Origin of the sequence: Prevotella sp. TCVGH, assembly GCF_023522295.1 — a bacterium.
GTDB lineage: Bacteria > Bacteroidota > Bacteroidia > Bacteroidales > Bacteroidaceae > Prevotella > Prevotella timonensis.
The window spans coordinates 36084-46214 of record NZ_QFFX01000022.1; the positions used below are offsets into that span (position 1 = coordinate 36084).

7 protein-coding genes are annotated in these 10131 nt (G+C 39.6%); 2 read left to right on the forward strand and 5 right to left on the reverse strand.

Annotated elements, in window-relative coordinates; genetic code table 11:
• Window positions 1–24 precede the first annotated feature (24 nt).
• The gene (carA, locus tag DEM91_RS05945; RefSeq protein ID WP_249858320.1) at window positions 25–1101 is read left to right on the forward strand and encodes a glutamine-hydrolyzing carbamoyl-phosphate synthase small subunit; all 1077 of its coding nucleotides are present in this window, start codon (window positions 25–27) and stop codon (window positions 1099–1101) included.
• A gap of 5 nt (window positions 1102–1106) precedes the next feature.
• Window positions 1107–4337 carry a carbamoyl-phosphate synthase (glutamine-hydrolyzing) large subunit gene (gene carB / locus DEM91_RS05950; RefSeq protein WP_249858321.1) on the forward strand — a complete coding sequence of 1077 codons (3231 nt, stop codon included), beginning with the start codon at window positions 1107–1109 and terminating at the stop codon, window positions 4335–4337.
• A 256-nt stretch (window positions 4338–4593) separates the two neighbouring features.
• On the opposite strand, the gene DEM91_RS05955 is transcribed toward carB, so the two are convergent.
• The 5 genes from DEM91_RS05955 to DEM91_RS05975 all read right to left on the reverse strand — a co-directional run bounded on the left by DEM91_RS05955 (window position 4594) and on the right by DEM91_RS05975 (window position 9894).
• Window positions 4594–4806: a hypothetical protein gene (locus DEM91_RS05955; RefSeq protein WP_025072260.1), complete on the reverse strand. Its 213-nt coding sequence runs from the start codon at window positions 4804–4806 to the stop codon at window positions 4594–4596.
• A 371-nt stretch (window positions 4807–5177) separates the two neighbouring features.
• Entirely contained in the window at window positions 5178–6053 is an 876-nt protein-coding gene (locus DEM91_RS05960; protein ID WP_249858322.1) for a neutral zinc metallopeptidase, read from the reverse strand.
• 966 nt (window positions 6054–7019) lie between these two features.
• Window positions 7020–7535, reverse strand: coding sequence for a hypothetical protein (locus DEM91_RS05965; protein ID WP_025072835.1), 516 nt, complete (start codon window positions 7533–7535; stop codon window positions 7020–7022).
• 810 nt (window positions 7536–8345) lie between these two features.
• Complete coding sequence (locus tag DEM91_RS05970) at window positions 8346–8789, reverse strand: hypothetical protein (protein ID WP_249858323.1); 444 nt, start codon at window positions 8787–8789, stop codon at window positions 8346–8348.
• Window positions 8767–9894 (reverse strand): RHS repeat domain-containing protein, encoded by a 1128-nt coding sequence (locus DEM91_RS05975; RefSeq protein ID WP_249858324.1) that lies wholly within the window; start codon window positions 9892–9894, stop codon window positions 8767–8769. The genes DEM91_RS05970 and DEM91_RS05975 overlap by 23 nt, the downstream gene beginning before the upstream one ends.
• Window positions 9895–10131: the final 237 nt, after the last annotated feature.

A 10131-nucleotide genomic window follows, 5' to 3' on the forward strand; every position in this document is an offset into this window, starting at 1 on the left:
CATAATGATAAAATGCTCAATATAATGAAGAATGTAACGCTTGTATTATCTGATGGAACTCGTTTTCACGGGAAGTCCTTCGGATATGATGCACCAGTTGCCGGAGAGGTTGTTTTTAATACAGCAATGATGGGTTATCCAGAAAGTTTGACCGATCCCTCGTACGAAGGACAGCTTTTGACACTCACATTTCCATTGATTGGAAACTATGGTGTGCCACCTTTTTCTATTCAGGAAAATAAGATTCCTACATTCATGGAAAGTGAGAGAATCCATGTCTCAGGTCTTATCGTGTCTGATTACAGTCAGTTTTATAGCCATTGGAATGCCGTTGAAAGCTTGGCTGACTGGTTAAAGCGAGAGAAAGTACCTGGCATCACAGGTATAGATACTCGCCAATTAACCAAAGTATTGCGAGAACATGGCGTTATGATGGGGAAGATATTGTTTGATGATGAACCAAACAACATTCCTGAAGCGAACTATGAAGGCGTGAACTTTGTTGATAAGGTTAGTTGTAAAGAGATTATTCACTACAATGAGGGGGCAGGTAAAAAAGTTGTCTTAGTTGATTGTGGTGTAAAAGCAAATATCATCAGATGCTTGTTGGAACGAGGGGTAGAAGTTATCCGAGTTCCTTGGAACTATGATTATACAGACATGGACTTCGATGGATTATTCTTAGGGAATGGTCCTGGCGACCCTAATATGTGCGATGAGGCTGTGGAAATTCTCAAAAAACAAATGAGCAAGTCCACAAAACCTATCTGTGGTATCTGCATGGGAAACCAACTGTTGGCAAAAGCCAGTGGAGCCAGTATATATAAGTTAAAGTATGGACATCGTTCGCACAATCAACCCGTGAGATTAGTGGGTACGAATCACTGCTACATTACCAGTCAAAATCATGGATATGCTGTGAATGGAAAGACCTTAGGCAGTGACTGGGAAGAATTATTTGTGAACATGAATGATGGAAGTAACGAGGGGATTCGCCACAAAACCAATCCTTGGTTCTCATCACAGTTCCATCCTGAGGCATGTTCGGGACCCGTGGATACGGAGTTTATGTTTGATAAGTTTATAGAAACATTAAAGTAAGAGACATGAAAGACGAAAATATAAAAAAGGTACTATTACTGGGTTCTGGCGCTTTGAAGATTGGCGAAGCCGGCGAGTTTGATTATTCTGGTTCGCAAGCATTAAAGGCTCTTCGTGAAGAGGGTATCCAAACGGTACTCATTAATCCTAATATTGCCACGGTGCAAACCTCAGAAGGGGTTGCCGATAAAATTTATTTCTTGCCAGTTCAACCCTATTTTGTGGAGCGTGTCATCGAAAAAGAGCATCCTGATGGCATCTTGTTGTCTTTTGGTGGACAGACTGCATTGAACTGTGGAGTAGAACTTTATAAGAAAGGAATCTTAGAAAAGCACCATGTTCGTGTTCTCGGAACTCCTGTGCAAGCGATTATTGACACCGAAGATCGTGAGTTGTTTGTAGAGAAACTCAACGAAATTGATGTAAAAACCATTAAGAGTGAGGCATGTGAAAACATCGAACAGGCACGGCATGCAGCGAAGACATTAGGTTATCCTGTTATTATTCGAGCCGCATACGCATTAGGTGGATTAGGTAGTGGGTTCTGTGATAATGAAGAAGAACTGAACAAACTTGCGGAAAAAGCTTTTGCCTTCTCTCCGCAGGTATTGGTAGAGAAGAGCTTAAAGGGCTGGAAAGAGATAGAATATGAAGTGGTTCGCGACCGTTATGACAACTGTATCACGGTTTGTAACATGGAAAATTTCGACCCATTAGGCATCCATACGGGTGAATCTATCGTGATTGCTCCGTCGCAAACGTTGACCAATAGTGAGTATCACAAGCTCCGTGCTTTGTCAATCAAGATTATTCGACACATTGGTATTATTGGCGAATGTAATGTACAATATGCTTTCGATCCAGAAAGTGAAGATTACAGGGTTATTGAAGTGAATGCACGTCTCAGCAGAAGTTCTGCCTTGGCAAGCAAAGCCACTGGTTATCCTTTGGCTTTTGTCGCTGCTAAACTGGGCATGGGCTATGGACTTTTCGACCTCAAAAATTCAGTCACTAAAACAACCAGTGCGTTCTTCGAGCCTGCACTCGACTATGTAGTATGTAAAATTCCACGTTGGGATTTATCTAAGTTCCGTGGGGTAGACAAGGAGTTGGGGTCTTCGATGAAGTCGGTTGGTGAGGTGATGGCAATTGGTCGTAACTTTGAAGAAGCGATACAGAAAGGTCTTCGTATGATAGGGCAGGGCATGCACGGCTTTGTGGAAAACAAAGAATTGGAAATAGAGAATATAGATGTTGCCTTGCGTGAACCTACCGATAAGCGTGTCTTCATCATTTCCAAAGCCATGCACAAAGGCTATACGGTGGATCAGATTCACGAATTGACGAAAATAGATAAGTGGTTCCTCCAAAAACTGAAGCATATCATCGATATAGATGAAGCGTTGAAGAGTTGTACCAGTATCAACGTGCTGGATAAAACCTTGTTGCGTAATGCAAAAGTGTACGGTTTCACCGATTTCCAAATCGCACGTGCCGTTGGTTTGGAAGATGAAATGGCAAACATGCACCAAGCCATGTTGGTGGTGAGAAATCTTCGCAAGCAGTATGGCATATTGCCTGTTGTGAAACAGATTGACACGTTGGCTGCCGAATATCCAGCTCAAACAAACTATCTCTATATGACCTATTCTGGTGTGAGCCATGATATAAGCTACGAACAGGACAAGCGTTCCATCGTTGTGCTTGGTTCTGGGGCTTATCGCATCGGTAGTTCGGTGGAGTTTGACTGGTGTGGTGTTCAGGCTTTGCACACCATACGTCGTGAGGGATACCGCTCTGTAATGATTAATTATAACCCAGAAACGGTGTCTACAGATTACGATATGTGCGACCGCCTGTACTTTGATGAACTGACTTTTGAACGAGTAATGGACATCATCGACTTAGAAATGCCGCATGGAGTCATCGTATCAACGGGTGGACAGATACCTAACAACCTCGCTATGAGGCTCGACGAGCAGCATGTTCCTATTCTTGGAACAGCGGCAAGAGATATTGACAACGCAGAAGATAGGGCTAAATTCTCGTCTTTGTTGAATGAGCTTGGCATCAATCAACCCGAGTGGAGAGCCCTCACTTCGATGGATGATATCAATGAGTTTGTCGAAAGAGTAGGCTTCCCCGTCTTGGTTCGTCCGTCTTATGTCCTTTCTGGGGCTGCCATGAACGTATGTTCTAATAAGGAAGAGTTAGAGAGATTTCTCAAGTTGGCAGCGAATGTCAGTGAAGACCACCCCGTTGTGGTGTCTAAATTTATAGAGTATGCCAAAGAAATAGAAATGGATGCTGTTGCGATGAATGGGGAGATTATGGCTTATGCCATCTCCGAACACATTGAGTTTGCAGGCGTTCATTCAGGAGATGCAACCATTCAGTTCCCGCCTCAAAAGCTATATGTAGAAACAGTGAGGAGGATTAAACGAATCAGTCGGCAAATTGCGAAGGCGCTGCACATCAACGGACCTTTCAATATTCAGTTCATGGCTCGTGAAAATGACATCTTAGTCATTGAATGTAACTTGCGCGCATCGCGTTCTTTCCCATTTGTTAGCAAGGTGTTGAAGCTCAATCTAATTGATTTGGCAACAAAAATCATGTTGGGAGCCAATGTGGAAAAACCTCAAAAGAATCTGTTTGATTTAGATTATGTAGGTATCAAGGCTTCTCAATTCTCATTTAATCGCTTGCAAAAGGCGGACCCTGTCTTGGGTGTCGATATGTCTTCTACCGGCGAGGTGGGCTGTTTGGGCGATGATACCAATCAGGCACTGCTCAAAAGTATGTTGAGTGTGGGACATCGCATCCCTCAACATTCCGTATTGTTGTCGACAGGAGGCGCCAAGCAGAAAGCAGAAATGCTGGATGCTGCCAAGATGTTGAAGGCTCATGGCTATGAGTTGTATGCCACAGGTGGCACAAGTCAGTATCTAAGTGATAACGGTATTGCAAACACCACAGTGTATTGGCCCAGTGAAGAGGGAAAGGAGCCACAAGCACTTTCGCTACTTCATGAGAAAAAAATTGATATGGTGGTGAATATCCCCAAGGACTTGTCGCCTCGTGAGTTGACCAATGGTTATAAAATTCGGCGAGCTGCTATCGACTTAAATGTTCCTTTGATTACCAATAGTCGATTGGCAAGTGCTTTTATTTCAGCCTTTTGCACACTCAGCTTGGATGATATTGATATCAAAGCTTGGGACGAATATAAATAGATACGCTGCGTAAACATCTAATTGTTCGAAGCGACCATTCGATATTGTTGCGATGAGAGGATGTAGACTGAATGGATGACACCGTGTTGTTGTTCATCATCTACATCCTCTCATTTGTTGAAGTCTAATGAATATGAGTTGGCAGTCCTTTGGTAGACAACTCTTGCTTAGCATCTTGACTGTTCAAGTAAGGACACAAAAAAACCATTACTCCCGAAAGAGTAATGGTTGTTCTCTCAATTTTTGTTCGTATTGATTACTGAGCGTTAGCTACTGAATCAACAGCACCTGTAACTGAGTCAACAGTTGCTGCAGCAGCAGAGTCAGCTGCTACCATAGCAGAGTCTACTACAGAGTCAGCTGTTGCTTCCAAAGAGTCAACAGCAGCGTCTGTTTGACTTGTTTTGTTACCACAAGATGCGAATGAGATAGCTGCTACAGCTACGAACATTAAAACTAATTTCTTCATTTCTTTGCTTTTTTAATCTGTAAAACAATCATTTGTTTATTAAAACATTGCAAAGGTAAGGTTTTTTTTGATACGTGATACAGCTTTTTGTGATTTTTTTTCTTTTTAACTGTAACTTTTTTGTAACATACTATCTACCAATCAGTTGCAGCGAGTAAAAATATGTTAAATATTTGTTTCTTTTGTTTGTCTCTACTCATTTTAGCGTTATATCAACGATTCTTTTGTGCAAATTCACCGCTTGTTGGTGTTCTTTTTGTGGATATATGGCGCTATTTCTTTGTGTCAACAGTCTTATAACTGTGAATTTTCCATCCTAACGCAATGCTTCAAGGGATATATATAAGGTGTACTTCTTTTTGCGCTTTTATTTATAAATCGCTTTCTGGCACATTGAACGTGCTGATGTTCATATCTCCCTTTTCTAACCCCAATTTTAGCCATTTCATTCGTTGAGCACTTGTGCCATGCGTGAACGATTCTGGTTGGACATAGCCTTGTGCTTTCTTTTGAAGGTAGTTGTCTCCAATCTTTTCGGCACAATTGATCGCCTCTTCAATATCTCCATCTTCTAACGAATTATACTCGGCATCATCGTGATGCGCCCACACACCAGCATAGTAATCTGCTAACAGTTCCAGTCGTACACTAATGCGATTGGCGTCAACCTTATTCGAGCGACTCATTTGTTGATGTGCCTCGCCAAGCGTCCCCAACAAATATTCTACATGATGTCCAACCTCATGCGCAATGACATAAGCATAGGCAAAATCTCCACTGGCACCGAGTTGCTGCTTCATGCTGGTAAAGAAAGATAGGTCGATGTATAACTTTTGGTCGCCCGAGCAATAAAATGGACCAGCAGCAGAAGAGGCGGAACCGCACGCACTATTCACTCTGTCGGTGAAAAGCACCAATGTCGGTGGGGTATAGGTACGTCCCATTTCCTGAAACACTTTACTCCAAACATCCTCAGTACTTGCCAAGATTTGTCTTGAAAACTTTGCCAGCTCTTCCTCCTCAGCAGTAAATTCTCTCTGTTGTGGAGCAACTTCTTCGCGAAGGGTATTGAGTCCACCTTGTTGAATCACATTTCCCACAATGTCACCAATGCCACCACCCTGCATAAGGGTGAATAAAGCGATTAACACAATACCTCCGATACCTCCAATACCAGCCTTGGTTCTTGTACTCATTCCTCTTCGGTCTTCCACATTATTGCTTTCTCTGCGTCCTTTTAATTTCATTGTATTTTATTTTTTATAGCCTTACCTTCTAAAATATTTCTACAAATATACGCATTTATTTGCTTTTTGGGTTCAATTTAGGGAAAAAATAAGCTCACCGCTCATGGCACTTTCATTTATAAAAGGTGGCTCCTTCTTGGCAAAGACGTACGTTACTTTTGTCTTGAAATTTTACCAAAAATCGACCATTGAAAATCTTCAAAATAGAAAATTTTAATAGGCAAATGTGCTACAAAAATGGGCTGATTTGAGCAAAATAAATGCCTTTTTAAGTTGAAACATTGATTTAACGGTCTTGGAAACATATATTAGAGGTGTTATCTACATGTCACAGCAGCCTTGAAGCATGCAAATAGCAGGCTTATCTCAATGGGTTAGTCGCCAAGAAAGGGTAAAATTAAGAATAAAAAACAGGTGTGTGAGCGTAATATCATCAATATCAAACAGTTATGAACCTTGCTCATTTTTCGCGTATTTGCGACCCACTTTGAAGTTGGTGATTTTCTTGCGAGTTTTGAGAGGCACTTTGTAAAGAAAATTCAGCATTTATTTTCGTTCCATGCAGCGTGCTGCCAATATTACAACTGCAATTTTTTGGCGGTAATTTGATGTTGGAATTTCGTGCTTCAATCAAAGAGCAGTGAGCAACTACGGTGTTCTTTTGTCTCAGAAATATGGAATAACAATGGAAAAGTTGACCAATCGTTCTTTGAGAGATTTGAACAGAATGGGCTCATTATCAATCGCTTCAGCGCTGATTGTGGGGTAAGGGGACATTGTAGGCAGAAGTGGGTGCTTCAAGTTCAAATTATCTGCAAATTCAGTAATGAGAGGACGTGTAAACGCAATAAGGACGTTCAAGGGCTTAGTTGCGGATTTGAGGATTATCAATCTCCCAATCATTTACCAAGATTTAATTACATTCTGAATTGTAGAAGGAGTTGCGAGATTAAGGAATAAGTAAAATTATTTTAATTGATTATTTTCTTTCCATTTTCGAATGCGTTCAAAATCAATGATAAGTTGACTATGTTCTCTGTCTATCCATATATCAAGTCGAACAAGAAAAGAATAACGATCTAAAGATTTAGAATAGAATTCCACAAGCTGATTCTTGAAGTCATATTCTTTGATAAAGTGAAGAATATTCTCAAAAGGAACATATTTGGGTTTAACTTGGTACGTGGTGTCCACAAGCCCCCTACTGTTCACAACAAAACCAATTGTCACAGTATCAGACACATAAACAAGTTCATCAACAAGTTTCTCTATTATGAAGTGAGCCAGCAAACTTGTAAACTTTTTCTTCCTTTTATTATATTCTTCCCACTTCTCCTCTGGTGGAAACTCCAAACTGAATTGTGGTTTTCTTATTAAAGTATAATCTATAGAGTCACAAGGACGTATTATTTCATTTAGAACTTTTGAAAACGACGGGAAGGCCAAATAAATAAAGATGGCTACTAATATTATTCTTTTCATTCCTTAATTATTATTTTAGAATCCTAGGTGCAGTAATCGTACTTTCTTCCAGGAGATATGCATCTCCACTTTTTAACGGTGCTCCTCTTCTTATGCCATCCCACCCAATTGCATATGTTTGAATAATATTTTGAAATGGGTCGTCAGGGGAAAGAAAAGTATTTCTTGGATGCGTATGTTACATTTTAAGCACTTCATATTGTTCATTTAGTCCTAAATCTAAGAATGGCTTATGGGTATCTTTATATTTTTTTGCACTTATTCTATCCTTAATTCCGCAACACTATTATAAATTAAACTTCTCAAGTACCTGAGCAACAAAAAGTTGCTCAGGATTTTGCCATGTCAGAATTTTCACTTATCTTAGTGTTGCAAAAAAAACAAGAGAATCCGATGATAGACATGGCGAAGATACAAATTAAATCTGAGAGACTCACTCCTTTTGGGGGGATTATTTTCAATCATGGAGCAATTTGACTCCACATTATCTGCAAATTCAGCAATGAGAGGACGTGTAAACGCAATAAGGACGTTCAAGGGCTTAGTTGCGGATTTGAGGTTAATGAAATACTCTTTTGAAGTGCTAATTTCTGTAACATCTCTAAAGGTAACTATTCAGCAATCAATATTTATTGAGTAATGTTGAGAATCAGCGAGTTACAAGAATAAATACATGAGAATTTTGGCAAATAGTATCATTTTTGAGTATTCTACTATAATAGTAAGTCTGCAAGTTGCTGATATTCAATGCCTATGATTGCTGAATAGTTACCATTCTTTTCCCTGAATTGCAAATTCATCAATTTTAATTCAATTTGTAAAATCTAACCGTACATAAAACGCTGATACAAAATTTATTGGTCTGTTATTTAACTTTGCAGGATTAAACTTAATAGTTAAGATTATTTTTTTTACATCATTCCAGGCAACTATATTGTCAGCAAAACTTTGTTTATTTAACAGTCTTATTTTTTTTACAACACCTGATTTGTTTATTTTTATTGTAACCAGGAAACGAAAAGATGTTCCATCATATCTCATAATTGGTAAATTATGTTCAATATATTGGCTTAGTGCTTTTTCAATTAAATGTCTGTTTTGGGAAGAGTTAAGAGTGAAAATACTATCATTTAACACGTACGAGGGCAATTGTAAACTGTCACTATCATTCCTTGCTGTAGTTGATAGGTTTAATGCCCATATGCTTATCAACAAAACAAGAAGTCTCTGCTTAAAAATTATCATTTGTTTCATTTGCTCTTTCTTTTAACCAAATTTCCAACTTCTGATTATCTGTATTTCTATCTGTACCATGTGTAGAGTCCCATCCCATCAGCATAAAAAGGATATGTCCGTAGAGTTCATGAGTAGTAGCTATTGCTCCATTCTTATAGGTTGCTTTATTGTTAAACATTGATGAATTTATCTGAATCTGATAGTTTTCATTTGGAGAGAACTGTTGTTGGTCATTCGAAAGCTTATTTCTATTTAGTTTATCCCATTGCGTAAATTGGTGACTCTTTGGAGCCAGACTTATCCCTGTTCCTCCCTGAGTCACCCATTCTGCCTTGTTACCCAAATTATCATCAGGGAAAAATTCTGTAGGTCCAAAATTTATTAAGTCAGTAGAGGGAGAGCCACTTGCATTAACTGCATTTGGCTTATCCGTAATAGAGAATTCTACAGTTCTAGAATCAGACACAATATTATACAACGCTTGATAATTTCCACTGATATTTCCATTCATAGTACTTAAACCTTTTTCTAAGAATTTTAAATCAATATAACCATCTTGTAGTCTCACATAAGATCTTAAACTTTGCGGAAGAGTTGATTGAATGGTTGCTAAACTCATAGTAATATTGCTAGTTAGCGCAAGCTTTCTTCCATCAGAATCTATCGCATTCACAGGATTATTCCCGCAAGACGCATACGGACTGACATCATAGTATTTCTCTGTGAGCGGATCCATGCACATCCATCTTGCCAATGCCGCATCATAGTGGCGGGCTCCATAGTCGTACCAATCCAAGCCGTGCATGCGATCGAGCTCCTTACCGTTGTATTTGTAAGGCTGCATCTCACCACCACTACTTTCACCCATCAATCCACCGAAAGCATAGTAGTGGTTTATCTGTTCCACGGCGCTATTTTCTTGTACTACCATGCGGTTGTTGCCCAAATGGTCTTGTAGGAAGTAATGGTACAAAGGTGGCTCACCACCAGAGTTTAAGGTGATATATCCCACATCAGTGAGTATTTTGCTCAATTTTCCATTCTCGTAAATCATGTTTCCACAATAATCGGTTTTCAAAGTCATGGCCACATTAGTCGCTTGCGGAGGGACGATGCTTCCCATCGGCACCATCAGGTTGATTTTTTGAGGTAGTATACGTCACGCTCAACTTCTTTCCCTCCGCATCATACCCGTATTCAGCCATGTGCCCTTCGCTGAACTGCAGCTTTGATGGTAAATAAAAAATGTCCAAACTGATAATTGATTACTTAAATTAATCGAATCCAATCAATTCCTACTACAAAACTAATTACTAAACAACAAAACAACCCCACCGTTGATTGTAAACGAGCAGTAGCA

Coding starts and splice junctions, on each gene's coding strand:
- DEM91_RS05960 (WP_249858322.1), bottom strand. CDS start 6,053: ATGAAATTAAAAGGACGCAGAGAAAGCAATAATGTGGAAGACCGAAGA.
- carA (WP_249858320.1), top strand. CDS start 25: ATGAAGAATGTAACGCTTGTATTATCTGATGGAACTCGTTTTCACGGG.
- DEM91_RS05970 (WP_249858323.1), bottom strand. CDS start 8,789: ATGAAACAAATGATAATTTTTAAGCAGAGACTTCTTGTTTTGTTGATA.
- DEM91_RS05965 (WP_025072835.1), bottom strand. CDS start 7,535: ATGAAAAGAATAATATTAGTAGCCATCTTTATTTATTTGGCCTTCCCG.
- DEM91_RS05955 (WP_025072260.1), bottom strand. CDS start 4,806: ATGAAGAAATTAGTTTTAATGTTCGTAGCTGTAGCAGCTATCTCATTC.
- DEM91_RS05975 (WP_249858324.1), bottom strand. CDS start 9,894: ATGGGAAGCATCGTCCCTCCGCAAGCGACTAATGTGGCCATGACTTTG.
- carB (WP_249858321.1), top strand. CDS start 1,107: ATGAAAGACGAAAATATAAAAAAGGTACTATTACTGGGTTCTGGCGCT.